Source organism: Marmoricola sp. URHB0036, from assembly GCF_000426045.1.
Taxonomy (GTDB): domain Bacteria; phylum Actinomycetota; class Actinomycetes; order Propionibacteriales; family Nocardioidaceae; genus Marmoricola.
Map to the genome: position 1 here is coordinate 75,420 of NZ_AUEP01000006.1, position 22,151 is coordinate 97,570.

A 22,151-nucleotide genomic window follows, 5' to 3' on the forward strand; every position below is an offset into this window, starting at 1 on the left:
CCGTCTCAGGCGGTCGTCCCGGGCGGCAGCCGCGCCCCGGCAGGGAGCTCGGAGCCGACGGTGCTGTCCTGGCCGACGATCGGGATCGCGTCCGCGTCGTCGAGGTGCACGTCGGCACTGCCGACCACGGCGCCGTCCTGCAGCTCACAGCCGCGGTCCACGATCGCGCGGGTGACGCGGGCGCCGCTGCGCACCACGGTGTCGCCGAACAGCACGCTCTCGACGACCTCGGCACCCTCCTCGACCACCACGCCCGGACCCACGACGCTGCGGATCACGGTGCCGGCCACGCGGCTGCCCGAGCTGAGCAGGCTGTCCTCCAGCCTGGCCCCGGTCTCGACGTACGTCGGCTCGCGCTGCGGCTGCATCGTCCGGATCGGCCAGTCGGCGGCGAACAGGTCGGCCCGGCGGTCGATGAGCTCGAGGTGTGCGTTGAGGTAGTGGTGCGGCTGGCCGAGGTCGCGCCAGTAGCCGTCGAGACGGTGGGCGTAGACCTTCCCGCGGTCGACGAACCGTGGCAGCAACAGGTCGCCGAAGTCGCCCAACCCCGTGTCGCCGGTCCCGTCGTCGCCCTCGTCCGGCTCGTCGGACTGCTCGCGGTGCAGCTCCTCGAGCACCTCGACGAGCACGTCGGGTCGGTAGAGGAACACCTCGGTCGCGACCATGGAGGTGGCGGGCCGATCGGGCTTGTAGGCGAACGAGGTCACCCGGCCGAGCCGGTTGGTCTCGACGACGCCGTGGTCGGCCGGGTCCTCGCCGTACACGCCCTCGAGGTCGGTGACCACGATGGTGACCTCGGCGTCCTTGGCGCGATGGGTGTCCACGACGTCGCGGTAGTCGAGCCGATAGACGTGGTCGGCACTCATCACCAGCACGAGGTCGGGATCGGCCCGACGGAGGTCGTCGCGCAGCCGGAAGAGCTCGTCGGCGTTGCCGTGGGCGAAGCCCTCCTCGTCCATCGAGCCCGTGCCCTGCTGCGGGATCAGGAGTCGCAGCCCGCCGCCGGTGCGGTCGAGGTCCCACGGCCGGCCGTTGCGCACCTGTTCCTGGAGGGCCGCGGCCTGGTACTGCACCGAGAGCCAGACGTCGTCGACCCCGGAGTTGACGAGGTTCGACAGCGGGAAGTCGAGCAGCTGGTAGCTCCCGCCGAACGGCAGGGCCGGCTTGGCCCGCTCGAGGGTGAGCACGTCCATCCGGCCCCCGGCGCCGCCGGCCTGGATGATCGCGAGGATCTTCGTCGTCTCCATCCGTTGCGACGTACCCGACCGGGGGCGGGCTAACCGCGGCCCCCACCGGACGCCGGATGGTTGGACCCGGTCGTCGCCGGGTAAGGAGGGGCATGCAACTACGGGGGAAGCTTCTGGCCGCGGCAGTGCCGACGGCGATCGTGATGGCAGGGCTGGCGCAGGCGCCCGCGTCGGCGGCGACGCACTGGGAGGTGCTCTACCAGACGCCGCGCCACGTCAAGGCCGAGGCGTGCCGCACCGCCGTCTACACCAGCTCCCAGGGCCACCGGGTGCGGGCGGTCAAGTGGCGCGGTGACGCGACCGCGGCCAGCCTCGGGGGTGCCGTGCAGTTCCACAACAGTGGCGGCATCGGCGCCTACACCTCGGGCTGGGTCAGCATGGCCAAGGGCAAGGTGTCGAAGGTGACGTCGACCTACTTCCTGGCCAACGAGGTCGTCTCGATCCAGATGCGGGTCAAGACGTCCAAGGGCACCAGCAAGTGGAGCGCAGGCAGGTCGATCGGCTCCCTCCCCATCTGCTGAGGCCCCGGAATTGCCAGACTCCCGAATCCACCTCGGTGAGTTCGGGAGTCCGCGACGTCCGGAGACATCGTCTGGCGGTGGCGGAGGGATTTGAACCCTCGGTTGACTTGCGCCAACAAACGCTTTCGAGGCGTTCTCCTTAGGCCGCTCGGACACGCCACCGCCGGGAAGGCTACCGGACGCGCCGGGCGTGGCCGAAATCAGGCGAGGTCCTGTCGGCTCACGGTCGATGGGTGCGGAAGAACCCGTCGAGGAGGGCGGTGCTCTCCTCGGCGAGGACTCCGCCGATGACCTCGGGTCGGTGGTTGAGCCGTCGGTCGCGGACCACGTCCCAGAGTGATCCCACGGCCCCGGCCTTGTCGTCGTACGCCCCGAACACGACGCGGTCGACCCGGGCCAGCACCAGCGCGCCGGCACACATCGTGCACGGCTCGAGGGTCACCACCAGCGTGCAACCGGACAGCCGCCACTCGCCGACGGCCGTTGCCGCTTCGCGAATGGCCACCATCTCGGCATGGCCCGTCGGGTCGCCGTCGCGCTCGCGCACGTTGCTGCCGCTGCCGATGACCTCCCCGTCGGCGGAGAGCACCACGGCGCCGATGGGTACGTCGTCCCAGGCGGTCGCCGCCGACGCGAGGTCGAGGGCCGCCCGCATGGGTGCGTCCCAGCGGGTCACCCGTTGAGGCCGACGAGCTCGTCGAACTTGCCGCCGAACCCCGCGTTGTCGGCGACCTCGCTGAGGATCTCCTCGGGGTAGAGGTCGTAGTCGTCCAGCAGGGCGCCCATGTCCTGGGCCGACATCCCCATGTCGGCGACGATCGCGAGGTCACCGGCGGGAGCCTGGTCGTCCTCGTCGTCGACGTGCACGCCGATGTGGTCGATGGCCGACCGGGCCAGGCTCCAGTCGGTGGCGGCCGTCGCGTCGGAGAGCAGCACGCGGACCAGCTGGCCCTGCGCGCGCACCAGCAGCACGAAGTCCTCGGCCACCGAGATCAGCGCGAGGGCGCCGTTGTCACCGGGATAGCGGCGCAGCTCCTTGGCGATGGTGTCCACGGAGTCGAGCGAGCGGTCGGGCAGCTCCGACAGGCTCCAGTCCCCCTCGTCGCGGTAGGCGACGACGGCCAGGTCGATCTCGCCGACCTCGGCGTCGCTGACCTCGGTCATCGCCCCGCCCCTCTCCATCAGCCCTCCTCGCTGCTCACCTCCCGATCGTCGCAGAAGTAGGCGGCAAGGACCACCAACGCGGCTGCCCATTACGGTGTACGCCATGCGCCTGCACGTCGTCGACCACCCGCTGGTCTCGCACAAGCTGACCACCTTGCGCGACCAGGAGACGGCGTCACCGGAGTTCCGTCGGCTCACCGAGGAGCTGGTCACGCTGCTCGCCTACGAGGCGACGCGCGACGTCCGTGTCGAGGCGGTGCACATCACCACCCCGGTCGCGCCGACTGAGGGCGTCAACCTCAGCCGACCCCGTCCGCTCGTGGTGCCGATCCTGCGGGCCGGTCTGGGCATGCTCGAGGGGATGATGCGGCTGATGCCGACGGCCGAGGTGGGGTTCCTCGGCATGGTCCGCAACGAGGAGACGCTCGAGGCCTCGACGTACGCCGAGCGCCTGCCGGCCGACCTGTCGGGCCGCCAGTGCTACGTGCTCGACCCGATGCTCGCGACCGGGGGCACCCTGGCCGCCGCGATCCGGTTCCTCACCGATCGTGGCGCCGACGACATCACCGCGATCTGCCTGCTGGTCGCGCCCGAGGGCGTGCAGAACCTCGAGTCCGGTCTGGAGGGTCTCGACGTCCCGGTGCGCGTCGTGACCGCCGCCCTGGACGAGCGCCTCAACGAGAAGGGCTACATCGTGCCGGGCCTCGGCGACGCCGGCGACCGGCTCTACGGCCTGGCCCAGTGACCCTCGACAGGCTCAGCCGGTCGCGCGGCTGACCTCGGCCATGTCCTGCTGACGAGGCAGGCTGACCGTCACCGTCGTGCCGCGCTGGTGTGCGGACTGGACGTCGATCCGGCCGCCGTGCAGGGCCACGATCGCCTTGACGATGGTCAGGCCGAGGCCGGTGCCCTGGATGGCCCGTTCGGTGGCGGTCGAGGACCGGAAGAACCGGGTGAACAGCTTGGACTGCTCGTCCTCGGGGATGCCCATGCCGGTGTCGCTGATGACGATCTCGGTGTTCTCGCTCAGGGCCCGCAGCTGCAGCTCGACCCGGCCACCGTCGGGGGTGAACTTCACCGCGTTGGTGAGCAGGTTGACCAGCATCCGCTCGAGCTGCACCGGGTCGCCGTGGTGCACCACCGGTTGCGTCGGCACCAGCACCGACACCTCGAGCGCGCGATCGGCGAGGGTGGGCGTGATCGCCTCGTGGGCCTTGGTCACCACGGTCCGTACGTCGGTGACGACCGGCTCGATCTTCAGGGCCGAGGCCTCGATCTGCGAGAGCGTGAGCAGGTCCTCGACGAGCAGCAGCAGCCGACGGCCGTTGCGGTCGACCCGGTCGACGATCTCCTGCTGCGACAAGGTCAGCTCCCCGACGGCGCCGTCACCGAGCAGCTCGGTGTAGCCGATGATGCTGGTGATCGGCGTACGCAGCTCGTGACTGACCGTGGAGACGAAGTCGCCCTTGACCCGCTCGAGCTCGCGCAGCCGCTCCACCGCGGTCCGCTGGTGCTCGAGGGTGAGCAGCAGCGCTCGTTGCGCATCCTCACGCTCGGTCACGTCCTCGGCGGTGGCGAGGTAGCCGGTCAGCTCGCCGCGCTCGCCCGGGACCGCGGTCAGCGTCATCCGCATCGTGCGCTCCTCGCCGTCCTTGCGACGGAAGCGCCAGAGCTGGTTGCGTTCGCCGGCCGCGACCGACGCCCGGCAGATGTCGGAGAAGTTCGGCAGTGCCCGCAGCCGTGAGGCCTGGCGGCGCAGCTCGTCGGCCGGGTGGAAGGCGTCGGGGAGCTGACCGATGACCTCTTCGGAGACGTAGCCGAGCATCGCCTCCGCGCCGGGGTTGAACAGCACGATGCGGCCGGTGTTGCCGGTGGCGATGATCGCCGTCCCGGTGGCCGACTGGACGAGGCGGCGCAGAGTCTCCCGCTCGGTGTCGGCGCGCGCAGCCGACATCCGCTGCTGCGTGACCATCACCGAGAGCGGCATCAAGATCAGGCCGCAGTCGACCAGGAACAGCTGGAGCACGCCGTTGGCGAGCTCGGGCTCGAGGCCGTAGCGGGTGCCGAGCGCGAAGATGGGGCCGATCTGCAGCATCGTCAGGCCGGTGCCGATGATCCCCGTCAGGGTGAGCAGGACCGTCGCCTCGCGCAACGTCCCACGGAAGGCGTGCCAGGCGAACATCGGCATCACCGCGAAGATGACCAGCGGGGCGTTGGTGCTCGCGAAGACCGCGAACGTCGTACCCAACGTCAGCACGCCCTGCATCACCCGCTCCCGCCGCCCGGCGAGCGGTTCGAAGGTGAGGGTCTCCAGGAACAGCGGCAGCAGCACCATCAGCGCAGCGGCCGAGGCGCCGAAGGCACCCAGCGCGCCGAGCCACGGGACACCATCGCCGGTGACCGCGATCGTCAGGCCGCTGCCGATCCCGGCCACCGCGGAGCCGACCGCGATGGCACCGATGAGGCGCGAGACGTCGCCCTGGTCGAGCAGCGCCGCTCGCCGGCCCTCGAGCCCGCGCACCAGCTGCGCCCGGACGACCCAGGCGGCCGCGGTCGAGCTGGCGCTGAAGCCGACCGCCACTGCCCAGTCGTAGCCCTGCAGCAGGAAGGCGACGAGCATCAGCACGAAGACGGCCGCCGTCAGGCTGGGGTGCAGGTGTCGGGGCGAGGTCAGCAGCAGTCCGGCGGCCAGTCCGCAGGCCGGCCAGATGGCCGGCACCAGGCTCTCGGCCTCGACCACGGTCAGGGTGAGCCACGAGCCCGCGAGGACACCGAGGAGCAGCAGCGCGATTCGCAGGTGTCGAGCGGTGAACCGCGTCTGCGCAGCGGTCAGGAAGGTCTGCTGCGCAGACGCTGACGCGCTGTTGTCCGACACCGTTCCCCCCGCGTGCGGCCGAGTTACCGACTCTGGCGTCCAGTATGTGCCGGGATGCCCTTTTGCGGGAGATTTTGCAGAGGTCGCCTCCGACGGGCGACCGACAGGTCAGGTCAGAGGGCCTTGACGGCGTTGACCAGCTTGCCCATCGAGTCCTTCGCGTCGCCGAACAACAGCGTGGTGTTCTCCTCGAAGAGCAGCTCGTTCTCGATGCCGGCGAAGCCGGGCCGCATGGAGCGCTTCATGAACACGACCTGCCTGGCCTCGTCGGCGTTGAGGATCGGCATGCCGTAGATGGGCGCGCCCGGGGTCGTCTTGGCGGCCGGGTTGACCACGTCGTTGGCTCCCACGACGAGGACGACGTCGGCGTCCTTGAACTCACCGTTGATCTCGTCCATCTCCTTGAGCTGCTCGTAGGGCACCTGGGCCTCGGCGAGCAGCACGTTCATGTGGCCGGGCATCCGCCCCGCGACCGGGTGGATCGCGTAGTCGACCTCGATGCCGCGCTCGCCGAGCAGGTCGACGAGCTCGCGCAGGGAGTGTTGCGCCTGGGCGACGGCCAGTCCGTAGCCCGGCACGATGATCACGCGGTCGGCGTACGCCAGCATGATCGCGACGTCCTCGGGACCGGCCGACTTGACCGGTCGGTCGGAAGCGACTCCGCCGCCGAGGGTCGAGCCGCCCTTGAGGGCGCCGAAAAGGATGTTGGTGACCGAGCGGCCCATGGCCCGAGCCATCAGCAGGGTCAGGAAGGTGCCCGAGGCCCCCACGAGCGTGCCGGCCACCAGGAGCACGACGTTGCCCAGCACGTAACCGCCCGCGGCCACCGTCAGGCCGGTGAAGGCGTTCAGCAGCGAGATCACGATCGGTACGTCGGCGCCACCCACCGGAAGCACCAGCAGCAGCCCGAAGACCAGCCCGACGATCCCGAGGACGATGCCCACCCACAGGGTCGGGTCGACCACGAGCTGGGTCGAGAGCCCGACGCCGCCGAGGAGGGCGACGGCGAAGGCCAGGGCCAGACCGGGGAACACCACCGGAGCCGAGGTCATCAGCTCCTGCAGCTTGGCGAAGGTGACCACCGAGCCGGCGAAGGACACCGACCCCACGAAGATGGTGAACGCCGTCGCGACCAGCACGAACCAGCCCGGGTCGCCACCGGCCTCGATGATCTCGCGCAGCTCCAGCAGCGCGACCAGGGCCGCGGCGCCACCGCCGACACCGTTGAACAGCGCCACCATCTGTGGCATCTGGGTCATCTGGACCCGGCGGGCGCCGATGACGCCACCGGCAGCACCGATCACGATGGCGCCCAGGATCAGCGGCACGTGGTGCAGGTGGTCGACGCCGTTGGGCTTGTAGAAGAAGGGGACCGCGACGGCGACCACGGCCCCGGCTGCACCGATCAGGTTGCCGGTGCGTGCGGTCTTGGGACCGGAGAGCCCCTTGAGCGCGAGGATGAAGCAGACCGCGCAGGCCAGGTAGACGAGCTGCACCCAGGTCGGAGTCACTTCGCGCCCCCCGAACCCTCAACCGCACCGTCGACGCTGCTCGGGGCGGGCTTCTTCTTGCGCACGAACATCTGCAGCATCCGGTCGGTCACCACGAAGCCGCCGACCATGTTGACCGCGGCCAGCACGATCGCGACCAGCCCGACGGCGACCGCGACCCCGTTGTCGGTCGTGCCCGTCACGAGGATCGCGCCGAGCAGGATGATGCCGTGGATCGCGTTGGCGCCGGACATCAGCGGGGTGTGCAGCGTCGAGGAGACCTTGGAGATCACCTCGATGCCGACGAACACGCTGAGCACGAAGATCGTCAGCCAGACGACGGCGTCGTTCACTGCTGCTCCTCGGAGTCGAAGGGGAGATCGAATGGTTCCTGAGCCGAGTCGAAGGGCTGTTCGTCACCCGTGGGCGGTTCTGGTTCGGCTTCCGGCTCGACCGCGATCGGCCCCTCGATGGCCTCGCGCGTGGGTTCGTGGACGATCCGGCCCCCGTGCGTGACGGCCGAGCCCGAGACCACCTCGTCGTCGAAGTCGGGGGCGAACTCGCCCTCGCTGGTCATCAGCGTCAGCAGGCTGACCACGTTCTGGGCGTAGAGCTTGGACGCCGGGCCGGGCATCTGCGCCGGCACGTTGTCACCGCCCCACACCTGCGCCTGGCCGATCCGGACGACCTTGCCGGCCACGGACCCCTCGACGTTGCCACCGGACTCGGCCGCCAGGTCCACCACGACGGAGCCGGGCTTCATCTGCTCGACCATCTCCGCGGTCACCAGCATCGGTGCCTGCCGACCGGGCACGGCGGCGGTGGTGATCAGCGCGTCGGCGTTGGCGATGTACGGCGTCAGCAGCTCACGTTGCCGGGCGGCTCGGTCCTCGGTCATCTCGCGGGCGTAGCCACCGGAGCCCTCGAGGGTCTCGAGCTCGAGGTCGATCGACTTGGCACCCATCGACCGGATCTCCTCGGCAGCCGCGGCACGCACGTCGTACGCCTGGACGACGGCACCGAGCCGTTTCGAGGTCGCGATCGCCTGCAGGCCCGCGACACCCGCACCGAGCACCACCACCTGGGCGGCCTGCACGGTGCCGGCCGCGGTCATGTTCAGCGGGAAGAACCGGCGCAGCAGCCCGGCCGCGACGATCGCGCAGCGGTAGCCGGAGACCAGCGACTGCGAGGAGAGGGCGTCCATCGACTGCGCGCGCGAGATGCGCGGCACCAGCTCCATCGCGAACGAGGTGATGCCGAGGTCGCGCAGGTCGGTGATCAGGTCGTGGGAGGAGTTGACCGGGAGGAAGGAGATGACGGCTGCTCCGTCGCGCAGCAACCGGGCGCGGTAGCCGGGCAGCGCGTTGACGGAGATCACCACGTCCGCGTCGGGCAGCAGGTCCTCGGTGACAGTCGCGCCGGCCTCGGCGTACAGCTCGTCGTCGTACTCCGCACGGGCGCCGGCGCCCGGCTCCACCAGCACCTCGTAGCCGAGGTCCGTCAGCTTGCCGACCAGCTCGGGGACCATCGCCACCCGGGTCTCGCCGTCACGCGTCTCCCTTGCCACTGCGATCTTCACGAGGCGAACCTAACGGAAGCAGCCGCCGTGACCGGTAAATGAGATCGGCGTCTCATCCGTACGTGCATCAAAGCGGACAGGGTCGCCCGGGCGGTCAGCCGACACCGTTGCCGATCAGGGAGCCGATGGCGTAGGTGACGAGCATCGCCAGCAACCCGCCGACGACGTTGCGGAGCACGGCCGGCCGGGTGGGCGCGTCGCCGATGCGCGCGCTGACGTAACCGGTGAGGGCGAGGGCGACCGTGACCGCGGCGACGGTGACGTAGACCCGCAGACCTGCACCGAAGAGCAGGATGGTGAGCATCGGCAGGAGCGCGCCGAGTGTGAAGGCGACCATCGAGGCCATCGCGGCCTGCCAGGGGTTGGTCAGCTCGTCGGGGTCGATGCCCAGCTCGATGTCGAGGTGGGAGCGCAGCGCGTCGTGCGCGGTGAGCTCCAGGGCGACTTTCCGAGCCAGGTCCTCGGACAGCCCTCGTTCGCGATAGAGGTCCGCGAGCTCCGCGAGCTCCTCCTCCGGCTCCTCGGCCAGCTCCCTGGTCTCCTTCGCGATCAGCGCCCGCTCGGTGTCGCGCTGGGTACTCACCGACACGTACTCACCGGCCGCCATGCTCAGCGCACCGGCGACCAGTCCGGCCATCCCGCCCAGGAAGATGGTGTGCCGGTCGGTGGTGGCGCCGGCGAAGCCCATCACGATGCCGGCCACCGAGACGATGCCGTCGTTGGCGCCGAGCACCGACGCCCGCAGCTTGTTGAGCAGGTTGTTGACGGAGTCGACGTGCGGTTCACCCTCGTGCCGGCTCATCGGCGGAGGGTCGCCGGTCGGCTGGCCGGTGGTGGGGAAAGACATGGCCCCATCGTCACGACTCGATCGATGCGCCGCAACGAAGGAAAGGCTGCGCTCACGCCAGCATCTCCGCCACCCAGGCCGGCACCGTCCGAGTCGCCGGTCCCTGTCGCACCTGGGCGAAGTCGCTCACCGGGTCCGGGGCGAGGTTGAGCTCGAGGGTGTCGGCGCCCGCCCCGATGGCGTAGTGCACGAACGCGGCGGCCGGGTAGACGAGCCCGGACGTGCCGATCGCGACGAACAGGTCGCACTCGAACAGCGCCCGCTGCACCGCGTCCATGTCGTGGGGGACCTCCCCGAACCAGACGACATCGGGCCGCAGGGTCGAGTGGCCGCAGGTCGGGCAGGCCGGCCGGTCGACCAGCGTCGTGGTCCACTCGTGCCGGTGGTCGCAGGTCGTGCACCAGGCGGCGCGCAGCCGCCCGTGCATGTGGTGCACCCGGGTCGACCCGCCCCGTTCGTGCAGGTCGTCGATGTTCTGCGTCACCAGATGGAGGTCCTCGCCGAGGCGCTCCTCGAGCCGGGCCAGCGCCACGTGGGCGGCGTTGGGCTCGACCCGGGCCAGGGCCGCCCGCCGCTCGTCGTAGAACCGCTGCACCAGGTCGGGATCGTCCGCGAAGGCCTCGGGCGTCGCGACCGCCATCGGGTCGTGCCCCTCCCACAACCCGTCGGCGTCGCGGAACGTCGGCAGCCCGCTCTCCGCGGAGATGCCGGCACCGGTCAGCACCACGACCTTCATGGGACCCTCACGGGCGCAGGCTACCCAGTGCTCGTCCACTCGTGAGCGGGTGAGCGATTTGTCTGTTTGGCCTTTTTTGACGAGGCCCCGGCGATAACCTCGTGGGCCATGAGCGACCTCGGGTTCCCGCCTGCTCCGCAGCACCGCCCAGCACCCCGCTTCGAGCCCGAGTCGCGGGTGCCGATCTGGGCAATCATCCTCGTCGTCGTACTCATCCTGACCGGCGGTGGCTTCCTGGCCCGGACGCTGCTGGACAGCAGCAAGCACCACGGTCCGACGTACCCCGCCGCCTGGGACGCGCGGATCCTGCCCTACACGAAGATCGCGGAGAAGCAGCGCGGCCTCTACTTCAAGCACCCGGTAGCGGTGAAGTTCCTGCCGGCGGCGAAGTTCGAGAAGACCGTGACGTCCGACGAGAAGGACCTGAGCAAGAACGACCGGAAGGAGATCGACCAAGCCATGGCGCTGCTCCGCGCCTTCGGCCTGGTCAAGGGCAACCCCGACCTGTTCGACGCCGTCAACGACTTCAGCGGGAGCGGGACCCTCGCCTACTACTCGTTCGACGACCAGAACATCACTGTCCGCGGGCAGCGGGTCACACCGGCCATGAAGTCGACCCTCGTCCACGAGCTCACCCACGTGCTCCAGGACCAGAACTTCGGCATCGGCGCCAAGATGAAGAAGCTGGAGAAGTCCAAGGACGACAGCACGGACGAGGGCTCGGTGCTGGACGCGGTCATCGAGGGAGACGCCGACCGCGTCGAGACCAGCTATCGCCAGTCACTTCCGCCGAAACAACGCAAGGCGCTCGACTCGAGCAAGCAGGGCGAGTTCGACGAGGCCAACAAGACCTACAAGAAGATCCCCAAGATCATCGTCACGATGATGTCGTCGTCGTACACCCTGGGTGAGGCGCTGGTGCAGACGGCTGCCGCCGACGGTGGCAACTCCTCGGTCGACGCCCTGTTTCGCAAGATCCCCAAGGAGTCGGCGCTCATCGACCCGCTCAAGGCGCTCGCCGGCAAGACCCGCGCCACGGACGTCGGCGTGCCCAAGCTCGCAGGCGGCGAGAAGAAGCTCGACTCGGGTGCGTTCGGGGCTCTCCAGTGGTACTTCATGCTCGCCGAGCGCATCCCGCTGCACCAGGCGCTGGCCGCGGCCGACGGTCGCGGCGGTGACAGCTACATCTCCTTCACCCGCGACGGGAACGTGTGTGCGCGCGCGACGTACACGGGTGAGACGGGTGGTGACACCTCCCGGATGCTGTCGGCGCTGCAACGCTGGGTGGCTGCTGCACCGGGCTCACCGGCCAAGGTCAGCCGCACCGGCGATCGGCTGGGCTTCGAGTCGTGCGACCCGGGCACGAAGGCCAAGGTCGGGAAGGACGTCTCGGACCAGGCGGTCAATCTCCTGCTCACCCGGGCCTACATCGGCGCCGGCTTCGTCAAGCGCGGTATCTCGCCGTCCAAGGCCGACTGCCTGGCGCACGTACTGACCTCGACGTACTCGGTCGCCCAGCTGAACGATCCGACCTTCGGGACGCACAGCGCGCAGGAGCGGGCGCGGATGCTCCAGCTCGGAGCGAGCTGCAGGAGCGCATAACCGCTTTCGGCACGCCGCGGATAATGACCGCATGAGAGAGCTTCCGGAGCCGGCTGGGCTGGCTGACGTGTGGTGGGACGTCAACCGGATCACCCGACACCGGCTGGCGTTCGACGTCGCCGTCGCCACCGCCTTCGGCCTGGTCTTCGGCCTGGCGCAGTCGGTCGCGTCGTCGACGACGGCGTGGGCCACGCTGGCCCTGGCCGTGGCGCTTGCGGTGCGGCGGGCCTCGGTGCCCCTCGTGCTGCTGGCCGGGTTGGCCGCGGCGCTCGTCCAGGTGCTCACCGGCGAGGTCGCCGTCGCGGCGGACCTCGCCTACGGTCCGCTGGCCTTCGTCCTGGGGTCGCACCCGTCCCGCACCGTGCGTCGCCTCGGGCTCCTTTGCACGCTCCTGGCGGTGGCAGTCGCCGGCGTCTGGACCGGGTTCGTCGGCATCGGGCAGTTCCGTCCCACGCTCACGGCCGGGATCGGGATGGCCGCCCTCACCACCGTGGTGATCGGTGGCGGCTGGATCGCGGGCTTCGTGCGCTGGCAGCAACGCCAGGCGGTGCAGGCGAGGGTGGACGCGGCTCTCGGCGCTGCCGAGCAGGCACGCCTCGAGGATCTCTACCGGCAGGAGCGCGAGCGCGGCCGGATCGCGGCCGACATGCACGACGTGGTGGCCCATTCGTGGGCCGTGGTGGCGGCTCAGGCAGACGGTGCGAGGTACGTGCTGGACGACGACCCGGGCAGGGCCGAGGACGCACTGCGCCTCATCGGCGACACGGCGCGCACGGCCATGCACGACGTCCGGGGCCTGCTGGCCGAGCTGCGCGATGACGGAACCGCAGCGCCCCTCGAGGCTCCAGCACCGGATCGGGTCATCGACCGCATGCGACGAACGGGCCTGTCGATCGACCACGCCCGGCACGGCGCACCTCGGCCCGGCGCCGCGGCGGCGGTGGCGGGACACGTCCTCACCGAGGCGCTCACCAACGCCTTGAAGCACGGTGACCACGGCCGACCGGTCGTCCTCGAGGAGGACTGGCGCGACGGGTACACCGTCCGCGTCGCCAACACCCTTCCCGACGATGCCGCCCGCGGCGAGGGCCACGGGCTTCGCGGGATGGCCGAGCGGGTGGCCGCGACCGGCGGGATCTTCTGGGCCGGACGCGACGGCCGGCAGTGGGTGGTCGACGTCCGCATCCCGGCGAAGGTCGGCTGATGGCCGTACGCGTCCTGCTGGTCGACGACGAGGCCATGTTCCGCGCCGGCATCGCGATGGTGTTGGGGTCCCAGGCCGACCTCGAGGTCGTCGGCGAGACCGGGGACGGTGCCGAGGTCGTCGCACGTGTCGCCGAGCTCGGTCCGGACGTGGTGCTGATGGACGTCCAGATGTCGCGCGTCGACGGTGTCGCAGCGACGCGTGCGCTGGTCGAGCACTTCGGGGACGACTGCCCGAAGATCCTGGTGCTCACCACCTTCGACCTCGACGAGGCAGCGGCCGCTGCCATCGAGGCCGGCGCCAGCGGTTTCCTGCTGAAGTCGGCCCAGCCGGACTTCCTGCTGGCCGCCGTTCGAGCCGTGGCGTCCGGGAACCAGGTGGTGGCCGCGGGCGCGACGAGGCAGCTGTGGGAACGCTTCCGGGCCCGGCCCACCCTCCCACCGGGTCCGGAGTACGCCGCCCTCACCGAACGCGAGCAACAGATCCTCCAGCGCACCGCGCAGGGACTGTCGAACGCCGAGATCGCCGAGCAGGAGTTCCTCGCTGTCGGAACCGTCAAGACCCACGTGTCCCGCATCCTGACCAAGCTCGACCTCCGCGACCGGGTCCAGCTCGTCATCTACGCCTACCAGCACGGACTGATCTGAGCCGCGTACCTCTCGCGACGTACGCGAGCTCACCTCTCGCGGCAGATGTCTCCCGGTCGCCGGCTTCCTAGCGTGAGCAGCATGACTGCACCGTCCCGCGTCGTGCTCTCCCTGCGAGGCGCCACCAAGACCTATGGCCACGGCACCGGCCGGGTCACGGCTCTCGCCAACGTCACCGTGGACATCGAGGAAGGCCGGTTCACGGCGATCATGGGGCCCTCCGGCTCCGGGAAGTCCACGCTGATGAACCTCGCTGCCGGTCTCGACGACCCGACGTCCGGCGAGGTCTGGCTGGCCGGGCACGGTCTGCACCTGCTCGACGAGGAGGCGCGAACCGTGCTGCGTCGTACGCACGTCGGGTTCGTCTTCCAGGCCTTCAACCTGGTGCCGACGCTGACGGCGATGGAGAACGTGCTCCTGCCGCTCGCCCTCGCCGGTCGTCGACTGACCCGCGAGGACGACCTCAGAGTGGATCGCCTGCTTGGCGAGCTCGGCCTCGACGAGCGTCGGCACCACCGACCCGGTGAGCTGTCCGGCGGGCAGCAGCAACGGGTCGCGATCGCCCGGGCCCTGGCCGGGACACCCAGCGTCGTGATCGCCGACGAGCCGACCGGCAACCTCGACACCCGGTCCTCGCGAGAGGTGCTCGGCTTGCTCGGCAGCGCCGTGGAGAGCTACGGCCAGACCATCGTGATGGTCAGCCACGACCCGGTGGCCGCATCGCGAGCCGATCGGATCCTGATGATCACCGACGGCCGGATCGTCGGCGACCACCCGCGATGCACGCCCGAGGAGATCGCGTCCCTGCTGATCGAGCTCGAGGTCGGGGCGGCATGAAGACCCCGGCAGTCCTCGGATCGGTGCGGCAGTTCAGCACGATCTCGGTCGTCGCCGGCATCTCCGGCGTCTACGCCGGATTCCTGGTGACGTGCAGCGCCGTCTTCGCGGCCAGCAGCACGGCATCGGGAACAGCTGCCGTCGCGGCCATCCTGCCGGTGGTGGCTGCGGTGTTCATCCTGATCGCGACGTACGTCACCGCGGTGGTCATCGTCAACTGCATCGACACCGTCCTCGCCGGGATGCTGCACCGGATCGCACTGCTGCGGCTGCTCGGCGGATCGGCGAGGTCGCTGCGCTCGTCGGTGGCTCGTCGTACCACCCTGCTCGCGACGGCCGGTGCGATCGGGGGTGTGCTGGTCGGGGCGCTGGCCGGCGACGTCCTCCGCATCGTGCTCGTCGACCAGGGCCAGCTCACGCGGACCGCCGACTACCCGTGGCTCACCTGGTGGCTGGTGGCCCCGGTCCTGGTCAGCACGGCCACGACCTATCTCGCCGGCAGGATCGGGACCGGCAGGGTCCTCCGAGTGGCGCCGGCGACCGCGATGCTCGGGGCCTCCGCGGATCCGCGCGAGGACCACGGACCGGCAGCGCGCCGTCGAGGGTCCTGGGCGCTGATCGGCACGGGAGCGCTGTTGCTGGTCGCGGCGATGTGGATCGGTGAGGTCGGTGGCACCGCACTGGGGTTCCTGGTGGCGTTCGTCGGTGCAGCCACGATGTCCACCGGCCTGCTCACCGGCGCACGACTCGTCATCCCCGCGGTCGTCGCCGGCCTCGGCCGGATCCTGGGCAGCTCTCCCCCCTCACTCGTCGCGCGCCGCAATGCGGTCAAGAACCCACTGCGGACCACGCGCAGCACGATGGGCCTGGTCGTGGGGGTGACGCTGGTGACGACGTTCGCCTGCGGCATGGACGCGCTGCGCCGGTCGGTGGACTCGTGGGAGACCTCGCCGGCGCAACGACAGCAGGCGCTGTCGCTGCTGTCGACGATGACCACGGTGCTGGTCGCGGTCATCGTCGTCTCCGCCGTGATCGCCAGTGTCGGCTTCGTGAGCACGATGTCGCTCACGGTGATCGAGCGCGGGCACGAGATCGGACTGCTCCGCGCGCTCGGGTTCACCCGGTCCCAGGTGCGCCGGATGATCGTCCTGGAGTCGGCGGCCCTCGCCTGCTCCGCGGCTGGGCTGGGCATCGCCCTCGGCCTGTTCTTCGGGTCTGCGGGGGCGCAGTCCCTCGTCGGCTTCCAGACCCCGGGCTTCGTCTGGGGCCTCCCCGCGCTGGTGCTGGCAGCAGTCGCCTCCGGCGCTGTCGTCCTGGTCCTGGTGGCCTCCACCGGACCGGCCCGCCGGGCCGTCGACGTCACGCCGGTGGAAGCGCTCCGCACCTGAGCGGCTCAGTAGTACCAGGGGTACGACGACCAGTCCGGGTCGCGCTTCTCCAGGAACTGGTCGCGGCCCTCCTGGGCCTCGTCGGTCATGTAGGCCAGGCGGGTCGTCTCGCCGGCGAAGAGCTGCTGACCGACGAGACCGTCGTCGATCAGGTTGAAGGAGTACTTCAGCATCCGTTGGGCGGTCGGGCTCTTGCCGTTGACCAGCCGACCCCACTCCAGCGCCTTCTTCTCCAGCTCGGCGTGCGGCACAGCCTGGTTGACCGCACCCATCCGGACGCCGTCCTCGGCGGAGTACTCCTGGCCGAGGAAGAAGATCTCGCGGGCGAACTTCTGGCCGACCTGCCGCGCGAGGTACGCCGACCCGAAGCCGCCGTCGAAGCTGCCGACGTCGGCGTCGGTCTGCTTGAAGCGGGCCTCCTCGGCGCTGGCCAGGGTGAGGTCGCAGACGACGTGCAGCGAGTGCCCCCCGCCCGCCGTCCACCCGGGTACGACGCAGATGACGATCTTGGGCATGAACCGGATCAGCCGCTGGCACTCCAGGATGTGCAGCCGTCCGAGTCGCGCCTTGTCGACGGTGTCCGCGGTCTCACCCTCGGCGTACTGATAGCCAGCCCTCCCCCGGATGCGCTGGTCGCCTCCGGTGCAGAAGGCCCACTTGCCGTTCTTCTCGCTCGGCCCGTTGCCGGTCAGCAGGACGCAGCCGACGTCGCTCGTCGTACGCGCGTGCTCGAGGACGCGCAGGAGCTCATCGACGGTGTGGGGGCGGAAGGCGTTGAGCACGTCGGGCCGGTCGAAGGCGATGCGGACGGTGCCGTGCTCCTTCGCCCGGTGGTAGGTGAGGTCGGTCAGGTCCTCGAAACCGGGTACGTCGTCCCAGTCGGCCGGGTCGAAGATCTCGCTGACACCGTCGATCGCAGTCATGCAGCGAACACTAGTGACGCTGGAATCCGAGGCGGGATCGCGGTGTTATGGGGCACATGACACTTGTAGGCGAATACGTCCCCAGCAAGGCCCAGTGGGTCCGCGACCAGGTCGCGCAGTTCGAGGCCACCGACGGCCAGGAGGCCAACACCCTGCGAGGTGGCAACGACCCGATCGTGGTGATCACCTCGGTCGGTGCGAAGTCCGGGAACCTGCGCAAGAACCCCGTGATGCGGGTGGAGCGCGACGGCATCTACGTGGCCATCGCCTCCAAGGGTGGCGCCGACGACCAGCCCGAGTGGTACTACAACTTCGTCGCCCACCCCGAGGTCGAGCTCCAGGACGGAGCGGTCAAGAAGACCTACCGCGTCGAGCTCGTCGAGGGCGAGGAGCGGGCGGACCTGTGGCAGCTCGCGGTCGACACGTGGTCGACCTACGCCGAGTACCAGAAGAAGACCGACCGCCAGATCCCGGTCTTCAAGCTCACCCCGATCGACTGAGGTCCCGACCCTCTGAAAATCCCCCTGTCCACCACGTAACACGATGTCCGTTTCGTCGTTTATGGGTGATACGAGGGGGTATTCAAGGCACATGCAGATCTCGGGCGAAGGGATGGCCGCTGATGAGCGGACGTCCCGGCACGCCCTGAGGGCGCTGCTGATCCTTGGTGGCTTCGTCGCCATCTGGTGGGCGCTGATGACCGGTGTCGCCCAGGCCGACAGCACTCCGCACCGCCACCTGCTCGACCAGGTCCGGTCGCAGGTGCCGGCGCAGCACCACCTGACCCCGGTCCGGGACGCCGTCCGTCGTACGCACCACGACGTGAAGACCACGACCCAGCAGGTGCGCCACGAGGTCAGGGACACCACCCGACCGGTGACGCACACGGTGTCCACAGTGGTCGACTCGACGCCCCTGGCGCCGGTCGCCACCCAGGCCACCCAGACCATCCGCACCACCGTTTCCACGACGGTCGCCGAGACCCGATCCGTGATCACGACGAGCGCCGGCAGCCCGGTCGTCACGGCCGTCGAGGAGACGGTGAAGGACGCGATCGCGAAGCCCGAATCCTCAACAGGACAAGGGAATTCCCACTCATCGCGTCACTCCGCGAAGGCCGAGCACGCCGCACTGGCGGAGCACTCTTCCTCGGTCTCTTCGCAGCAGTCCGCGGCACCCGGCCGGGCCCAGACGTCGACCCCCGCTGACGCGCCCGGTGACCGCCCTCTCGGCCCCTCCTCGCTTCCCGGCCCCTGCTCTTCCCCCAGTGGGTCGGGGACCAGCTCGTCCTCAACGCCGGTCGGCATCACGGAGTCGTACTCCATGACGCCCACGGTCCTTGCTGACCACCACACGTGGCGCCTCGCGCGGCTGCCCGTTGGTCCGGCGTACCGGCCCGGTTCCTCGCCTGACTGAGTGAGTCCTGCCTTCCGTCGGAGTTCTCGACGGACGCACGAACCCGTGGCCCTGTTCGGGCCACCCATCACTCTCAGTCAAGGAGCAGCACATGCGTACCCATGTACGCCGAGCGCTGTGCGCGACTGCGATAGCCGGGGGATTCACAGTTCTTGGCATCGCATATGCGACCACAGCATCGGCAGCAGATGCACCCAACGCCACGTCGGGTGCCAGCGGACTCGTGTCCGGAAACCAGACAGGGGGCAACGCCACCGCACCGGTGGACGCCTCCGACAACCAGGTGACTGTCATCGGAGACAACAACACGTCCTCCGGCAGCACCCACGACGGGAACGACGCAGCACCTGCGTCCTCCGGTCCCGACAGCACCACCGGTGAGGGCGGCAACGGATCTGGCAACCAGACCGATGCCGGCGCGACCGCACCCGTGGACGCTTCCGACAACCAGGTCACCGTGATCGGCGACGGCAACGCCAACAAGAGCTCCACCTCGGGTGGCACCGCCACCGGTGGCAGCTCGGCCGGCGACACCACGGACGGATCCTCGGCCAACGGTTCGGGCAACCAGACCGACGCCCAGGCCGACGCGCCGGTGCACGCGACCGGGAACCAGGTCACCGTGATCGGTGACGGTCAGGTGGCCGACGCGCAGCCGGGCGACAACGGCGTCACTCCGTCCACCGAGCCCGGGTCCTCCGACGCCGGGACCGGCGCGGGCGACACGACCAGTGGCCAGGACGGCACTGGGTCCGGCAACCAGACCGGGGCGGGCGCGACAGCACCGGTGGACGCCTCGGGCAACCAGGTCACCGTGATCGGTGACGGGAACACCAACGACACCAGCTCCTCGGGCCAGGGGGGTGCCACGGGCGACGACTCGGCCGGCGACACCACCACGGGCGAGGACGGCACGGTGGCCGGGAACCAGACCGGCGCCGGCGCAGTCGCGCCGATCGACGCGACCGGCAACCAGGTCACCGTGATCGGCAACGGGAACAGCTCCGACACCAGCTCCACCGAGGGTTCCTCGGCGGGGTCGGGGAGCGAGACCACGACCGGTGACGATGGCACGGTGGCCGGCAACCAGACCGACGCGGGCGCCGTTGCTCCAGTGGAGGCGAGCGGGAACCAGGTGACCGTCATCGGTGACGGCAACACCAGCACAGGTGAGTCCACCGCGAGCGACCGCCCCGCGTCCGACCCGGGCACGGGCAACACCACGTCGGGTACGGACGGCAACGGATCGGGCAACCAGACCGATGCCGGTGCGGCCGCTCCCGTCGACGCCACCGCCAACCAGGTGACTGTCATCGGCGACGGCAACACCGCCGATAACACCACCACCGAGGGCGACACCACCGGCACGGGCGGCGGCAACACCACCAGCGGCGAGAACGGCAACGGATCGGGCAACCAGACCGACCCCGCCCTCACCGCTCCGGTGGACGCCGGCGAGAACCAGGTGACCGTCATCGGCGACGGCAACACCTCGGAGACGGCTGACGACGAGACGGCGACCGAGGGCTCCGGTGGCGACACCACCGACGGCCAGGACGGCACCGGCTCCGGTAACCAGACGTCTCCGGGAGTCGAGGCACCGGTGGACACCTCCGGCAACCAGGTCACGATCATCGGCGACGGCAACTCGACCGAGCCCGACACGGAGTCGAACGCGGGCGACGACGACACCGACGAGCCGGGCCAGGGTCCGGCCGGTGACACGGGCGGCGACGGCTCGACGTCGGCCGGTGACAACGGGTCGGACGTGTCAGCCACGTCCGCGACGCTGCCGCAGGGCGCGCTCGCGACCGGGGTCGCCGGGGCGCTGCCGCAGACCGGCGTGGCCGCCGGACTGCTGCTCTGGGGCGTGGCCGGGCTGGCCATGCTGATGCTGGGCCTCGCGCTCGTCGCCAGCCAGCGTCGGCGCTCGCTCGTGGTCGTCGAAGGACGGGAGGTCCACCCGGTCGGCTGACCGGGACCCCGACGGCCACCCCGACGGCCATCCCGACGGCCAGCACGCTGGCCCGATAGACCGCCGTTCCCCGGAGCCGAGAACACACACCTCCCTCCCCCGGTGGGTGCCGGTTACCTGCGGGAACGACAGGAGCGGGTGCACAACCACGGCCGCCCGCTCCCACCGGGCTCCCGACCCTCCTGTGACACGAGGGCCGGGGGTCCGGTCGGCCGCGCCAGCAGGCCCGGCGAGCTCGACAGGGCCGACAGGCTCGACAGGCTCGGGAGGCGAGGAGCTCAGCGAGATATCGAGGCAGCGAGTGCGGAGAGGTGGCTGAGCCGGGCGATCTCGGAGTCGAGGATCTCGGGTCCACCGCGGCGCGCGATGACCACCATCTCGTCCTCGCCGAGGGCACAGCCCGCGACGAGCAGGTCCGACTCGGCATCGGGTACGTCGATCCGCTGACCGCGCTCGAGGTCGCGGGGCCACCGGATGTGGTCCGGCACCTCGGTCGGTGCGGCGGGTGACCCGTTCAGGATCTTCGCGCCGTCACCTTCGCGGCGTACGCGCACCGCCCAGTCGACCACGAACGTGGCCGGGATCAGGTCGACGAGGGTGTCCCGAGCCAGGTCGGGCGCCGAGGTCATCGCCTCGACGACCTCGAGGTCACGGGTCAGGTTCGACCCAGCTCCGTAGCGCGAGATCCAGAGCACCTCCACGTCCTCCAGCGCGGTGCAGGCCGAGATGATGCTGTCCGGCATCACTCCCGGCTCGGCGGCGAGGAACACGTCGTCGACCGCGCGACCGTCGTGGCTGCGCTCCACGATCTCGATCGCGTCGATGTTGCCCCCCGCCGAACCGATGGCGGATGCGAGACGACCCAGCGAACCGGGAACGTCGGGCAACGCGACGCGGAGCAGATAGGACATGTGACGACCCTAACGAAGCGGTGTTTCTCAGCGATTTCGCCTCCGCGGGCTCGGGGCGGTCCGGTGGCCGACGGCCGGTCCGGAGTCGGTGCTCGAGCAGCGAGCGATCAGTCGAGATTCAGCGCACGATCTTGAGGTTGAACTCCGCGGTCCCGAGGGGGCCCATCAGGCGCACCCAGAGCGGCAGCCACATCTCCAGACCGCGAGCGTTGCTCAGCCCGTCGAGCTCGATGATGTCCACCCAGCCGAGCTCGCGCAGCAACTCGATGACGACCTCACGCGCCTCCGCGTCGTCGCTCGCCGCGAACACCGTCGTGTCCCCGTTGCCGACCAGACCCGGATCGACCGCCACCGAGACGGTCACCGTGTTGAGTGCCTTGACCACCTTCGCGTCCGGGAACGCCCGCTGGATCTGCTCGGCGAGCGAGTCGGTGTCCTTGACGCTGAGCGTCGGCGGGAAGCCCTGGGAGAAGTCCAGCGGGTTGGACACGTCGAGGAGCACCTTCCCGGCCAGGTGGTCGGAGCCGACCTCGCCGAGGGCGGCCAGGCTGGCGCCGCCGTTGGTGGCATTGACCACCAGCTCGGCGTCACCGGCGACGACCGCCAGCTGCTGGAGTGGTACGTCGACCCCGAGCCAGTCCTCGCGCTGCGAGGTCTCACCGGGGTCTCGGGTTCCCACGGCGACGTCGTGGCCTGCCCGTTGGAGGGCCTGCGCGAGCGTCCGTCCGAAGACGCCAGTGCCGATGACTGCGATTCTCATGGCCTCACGCTATGCCCGTTCACGGCGGG

Annotated in this window: 22 protein-coding genes and 1 tRNA gene; 10 read left to right on the plus strand and 13 right to left on the minus strand. The window is 70.1% G+C overall.

Going from position 1 to position 22,151, the window contains the following annotated elements; translation table 11 throughout:
• Positions 1 to 5 precede the first annotated feature (5 nt).
• Complete coding sequence (locus tag H976_RS0107240; protein ID WP_027860994.1) at positions 6 to 1,247, minus strand: glucose-1-phosphate adenylyltransferase family protein; 1,242 nt, start codon at positions 1,245 to 1,247, stop codon at positions 6 to 8.
• 92 nt (positions 1,248 to 1,339) lie between these two features.
• Here H976_RS0107240 and H976_RS0107245 point away from each other — a divergent pair, with 92 nt between their 5' ends.
• The gene (locus tag H976_RS0107245) at positions 1,340 to 1,768 is read left to right on the plus strand and encodes a hypothetical protein (protein WP_155918042.1); all 429 of its coding nucleotides are present in this window, start codon (positions 1,340 to 1,342) and stop codon (positions 1,766 to 1,768) included.
• Between the two features lie 72 nt (positions 1,769 to 1,840).
• On the opposite strand, the gene H976_RS0107250 is transcribed toward H976_RS0107245, so the two are convergent.
• The 3 genes from H976_RS0107250 to H976_RS0107260 all read right to left on the minus strand — a co-directional run bounded on the left by H976_RS0107250 (position 1,841) and on the right by H976_RS0107260 (position 2,950).
• A tRNA-Ser gene (locus H976_RS0107250) sits at positions 1,841 to 1,930 on the minus strand.
• A gap of 58 nt (positions 1,931 to 1,988) precedes the next feature.
• Entirely contained in the window at positions 1,989 to 2,423 is a 435-nt protein-coding gene (gene tadA, locus H976_RS0107255) for a tRNA adenosine(34) deaminase TadA (RefSeq protein WP_027860996.1), read from the minus strand.
• Between the two features lie 17 nt (positions 2,424 to 2,440).
• Positions 2,441 to 2,950, minus strand: a complete 510-nt coding sequence (locus H976_RS0107260) for a tRNA adenosine deaminase-associated protein (protein ID WP_231388825.1) — start codon at positions 2,948 to 2,950, stop codon at positions 2,441 to 2,443.
• A gap of 85 nt (positions 2,951 to 3,035) precedes the next feature.
• Between H976_RS0107260 and upp the strand changes: the two genes are divergently transcribed.
• On the plus strand, positions 3,036 to 3,677 hold the full coding sequence (gene upp, locus H976_RS0107265) for a uracil phosphoribosyltransferase (RefSeq protein WP_027860998.1): 642 nt from the start codon (positions 3,036 to 3,038) through the stop codon (positions 3,675 to 3,677).
• Positions 3,678 to 3,689: 12 nt separating this feature from the next.
• Here the strand turns inward: upp and H976_RS0107270 are convergent, their stop codons facing one another.
• The 6 genes from H976_RS0107270 to H976_RS0107295 all read right to left on the minus strand — a co-directional run bounded on the left by H976_RS0107270 (position 3,690) and on the right by H976_RS0107295 (position 10,459).
• Positions 3,690 to 5,807 carry an ATP-binding protein gene (locus H976_RS0107270; protein ID WP_027860999.1) on the minus strand — a complete coding sequence of 706 codons (2,118 nt, stop codon included), beginning with the start codon at positions 5,805 to 5,807 and terminating at the stop codon, positions 3,690 to 3,692.
• Positions 5,808 to 5,920: 113 nt separating this feature from the next.
• Positions 5,921 to 7,318, minus strand: a complete 1,398-nt coding sequence (locus H976_RS0107275) for an NAD(P)(+) transhydrogenase (Re/Si-specific) subunit beta (protein WP_027861000.1) — start codon at positions 7,316 to 7,318, stop codon at positions 5,921 to 5,923.
• Complete coding sequence (locus H976_RS25065) at positions 7,315 to 7,650, minus strand: NAD(P) transhydrogenase subunit alpha (RefSeq protein ID WP_036225192.1); 336 nt, start codon at positions 7,648 to 7,650, stop codon at positions 7,315 to 7,317. Before H976_RS25065 ends, H976_RS0107275 begins: the two co-directional genes overlap by 4 nt.
• Positions 7,647 to 8,876: a Re/Si-specific NAD(P)(+) transhydrogenase subunit alpha gene (locus tag H976_RS25070; RefSeq protein ID WP_081682735.1), complete on the minus strand. Its 1,230-nt coding sequence runs from the start codon at positions 8,874 to 8,876 to the stop codon at positions 7,647 to 7,649. Before H976_RS25070 ends, H976_RS25065 begins: the two co-directional genes overlap by 4 nt.
• 94 nt (positions 8,877 to 8,970) lie before the next feature.
• Positions 8,971 to 9,723 carry a VIT family protein gene (locus H976_RS0107290; RefSeq protein WP_051276395.1) on the minus strand — a complete coding sequence of 251 codons (753 nt, stop codon included), beginning with the start codon at positions 9,721 to 9,723 and terminating at the stop codon, positions 8,971 to 8,973.
• A gap of 52 nt (positions 9,724 to 9,775) precedes the next feature.
• Positions 9,776 to 10,459 (minus strand): NAD-dependent deacylase, encoded by a 684-nt coding sequence (locus tag H976_RS0107295; protein ID WP_027861002.1) that lies wholly within the window; start codon positions 10,457 to 10,459, stop codon positions 9,776 to 9,778.
• Between the two features lie 108 nt (positions 10,460 to 10,567).
• On the opposite strand from H976_RS0107295, the gene H976_RS0107300 reads away from it, so the two are divergent.
• The 5 genes from H976_RS0107300 to H976_RS0107320 all read left to right on the plus strand — a co-directional run bounded on the left by H976_RS0107300 (position 10,568) and on the right by H976_RS0107320 (position 16,137).
• Positions 10,568 to 12,061 (plus strand): hypothetical protein, encoded by a 1,494-nt coding sequence (locus H976_RS0107300; RefSeq protein ID WP_027861003.1) that lies wholly within the window; start codon positions 10,568 to 10,570, stop codon positions 12,059 to 12,061.
• A 31-nt stretch (positions 12,062 to 12,092) separates the two neighbouring features.
• Positions 12,093 to 13,265: a sensor histidine kinase gene (locus H976_RS0107305; protein ID WP_155918044.1), complete on the plus strand. Its 1,173-nt coding sequence runs from the start codon at positions 12,093 to 12,095 to the stop codon at positions 13,263 to 13,265.
• Entirely contained in the window at positions 13,265 to 13,912 is a 648-nt protein-coding gene (locus H976_RS0107310) for a response regulator transcription factor (protein ID WP_027861005.1), read from the plus strand. Before H976_RS0107305 ends, H976_RS0107310 begins: the two co-directional genes overlap by 1 nt.
• 81 nt (positions 13,913 to 13,993) lie before the next feature.
• Positions 13,994 to 14,749, plus strand: coding sequence for an ABC transporter ATP-binding protein (locus H976_RS0107315; RefSeq protein WP_027861006.1), 756 nt, complete (start codon positions 13,994 to 13,996; stop codon positions 14,747 to 14,749).
• Positions 14,746 to 16,137, plus strand: coding sequence for an FtsX-like permease family protein (locus tag H976_RS0107320; RefSeq protein WP_027861007.1), 1,392 nt, complete (start codon positions 14,746 to 14,748; stop codon positions 16,135 to 16,137). Before H976_RS0107315 ends, H976_RS0107320 begins: the two co-directional genes overlap by 4 nt.
• Before the next feature lie 5 nt (positions 16,138 to 16,142).
• On the opposite strand, the gene H976_RS0107325 is transcribed toward H976_RS0107320, so the two are convergent.
• Positions 16,143 to 17,060, minus strand: coding sequence for a 1,4-dihydroxy-2-naphthoyl-CoA synthase (locus H976_RS0107325; protein WP_027861008.1), 918 nt, complete (start codon positions 17,058 to 17,060; stop codon positions 16,143 to 16,145).
• 56 nt (positions 17,061 to 17,116) lie between these two features.
• On the opposite strand from H976_RS0107325, the gene H976_RS0107330 reads away from it, so the two are divergent.
• From H976_RS0107330 to H976_RS0107340, 3 genes are all read left to right on the plus strand, one after another.
• The gene (locus H976_RS0107330) at positions 17,117 to 17,560 is read left to right on the plus strand and encodes a nitroreductase family deazaflavin-dependent oxidoreductase (protein WP_027861009.1); all 444 of its coding nucleotides are present in this window, start codon (positions 17,117 to 17,119) and stop codon (positions 17,558 to 17,560) included.
• Between the two features lie 91 nt (positions 17,561 to 17,651).
• Entirely contained in the window at positions 17,652 to 18,476 is an 825-nt protein-coding gene (locus tag H976_RS0107335; RefSeq protein ID WP_027861010.1) for a hypothetical protein, read from the plus strand.
• A 283-nt stretch (positions 18,477 to 18,759) separates the two neighbouring features.
• Complete coding sequence (locus H976_RS0107340; RefSeq protein WP_155918046.1) at positions 18,760 to 20,451, plus strand: chaplin family protein; 1,692 nt, start codon at positions 18,760 to 18,762, stop codon at positions 20,449 to 20,451.
• A 278-nt stretch (positions 20,452 to 20,729) separates the two neighbouring features.
• Here H976_RS0107340 and H976_RS0107345 read toward each other — a convergent pair whose 3' ends face one another.
• Together H976_RS0107345 and H976_RS0107350 are read right to left on the minus strand one after the other, a co-directional pair.
• Positions 20,730 to 21,362, minus strand: coding sequence for an amino acid-binding protein (locus H976_RS0107345; RefSeq protein ID WP_027861012.1), 633 nt, complete (start codon positions 21,360 to 21,362; stop codon positions 20,730 to 20,732).
• Positions 21,363 to 21,480: 118 nt separating this feature from the next.
• Positions 21,481 to 22,122: an NADPH-dependent F420 reductase gene (locus H976_RS0107350; RefSeq protein ID WP_027861013.1), complete on the minus strand. Its 642-nt coding sequence runs from the start codon at positions 22,120 to 22,122 to the stop codon at positions 21,481 to 21,483.
• Between the last annotated feature and the right edge of the window lie 29 nt (positions 22,123 to 22,151).

What these genes read in the sequence shown, in the direction of transcription:
- H976_RS0107305 (WP_155918044.1), top strand. Translation starts at nt 12,093, where the DNA reads ATGAGAGAGCTTCCGGAGCCGGCTGGGCTGGCTGACGTGTGGTGGGAC.
- H976_RS0107325 (WP_027861008.1), bottom strand. Translation starts at nt 17,060, where the DNA reads ATGACTGCGATCGACGGTGTCAGCGAGATCTTCGACCCGGCCGACTGG.
- upp (WP_027860998.1), top strand. Translation starts at nt 3,036, where the DNA reads ATGCGCCTGCACGTCGTCGACCACCCGCTGGTCTCGCACAAGCTGACC.
- H976_RS0107320 (WP_027861007.1), top strand. Translation starts at nt 14,746, where the DNA reads ATGAAGACCCCGGCAGTCCTCGGATCGGTGCGGCAGTTCAGCACGATC.
- H976_RS0107310 (WP_027861005.1), top strand. Translation starts at nt 13,265, where the DNA reads ATGGCCGTACGCGTCCTGCTGGTCGACGACGAGGCCATGTTCCGCGCC.
- H976_RS0107345 (WP_027861012.1), bottom strand. Translation starts at nt 21,362, where the DNA reads ATGTCCTATCTGCTCCGCGTCGCGTTGCCCGACGTTCCCGGTTCGCTG.
- H976_RS0107300 (WP_027861003.1), top strand. Translation starts at nt 10,568, where the DNA reads ATGAGCGACCTCGGGTTCCCGCCTGCTCCGCAGCACCGCCCAGCACCC.
- H976_RS0107260 (WP_231388825.1), bottom strand. Translation starts at nt 2,950, where the DNA reads ATGGAGAGGGGCGGGGCGATGACCGAGGTCAGCGACGCCGAGGTCGGC.
- H976_RS0107350 (WP_027861013.1), bottom strand. Translation starts at nt 22,122, where the DNA reads ATGAGAATCGCAGTCATCGGCACTGGCGTCTTCGGACGGACGCTCGCG.
- H976_RS0107240 (WP_027860994.1), bottom strand. Translation starts at nt 1,247, where the DNA reads ATGGAGACGACGAAGATCCTCGCGATCATCCAGGCCGGCGGCGCCGGG.
- H976_RS0107315 (WP_027861006.1), top strand. Translation starts at nt 13,994, where the DNA reads ATGACTGCACCGTCCCGCGTCGTGCTCTCCCTGCGAGGCGCCACCAAG.
- tadA (WP_027860996.1), bottom strand. Translation starts at nt 2,423, where the DNA reads ATGCGGGCGGCCCTCGACCTCGCGTCGGCGGCGACCGCCTGGGACGAC.
- H976_RS0107245 (WP_155918042.1), top strand. Translation starts at nt 1,340, where the DNA reads ATGCAACTACGGGGGAAGCTTCTGGCCGCGGCAGTGCCGACGGCGATC.
- H976_RS0107295 (WP_027861002.1), bottom strand. Translation starts at nt 10,459, where the DNA reads ATGAAGGTCGTGGTGCTGACCGGTGCCGGCATCTCCGCGGAGAGCGGG.
- H976_RS0107290 (WP_051276395.1), bottom strand. Translation starts at nt 9,723, where the DNA reads ATGTCTTTCCCCACCACCGGCCAGCCGACCGGCGACCCTCCGCCGATG.
- H976_RS0107335 (WP_027861010.1), top strand. Translation starts at nt 17,652, where the DNA reads ATGCAGATCTCGGGCGAAGGGATGGCCGCTGATGAGCGGACGTCCCGG.
- H976_RS0107330 (WP_027861009.1), top strand. Translation starts at nt 17,117, where the DNA reads ATGACACTTGTAGGCGAATACGTCCCCAGCAAGGCCCAGTGGGTCCGC.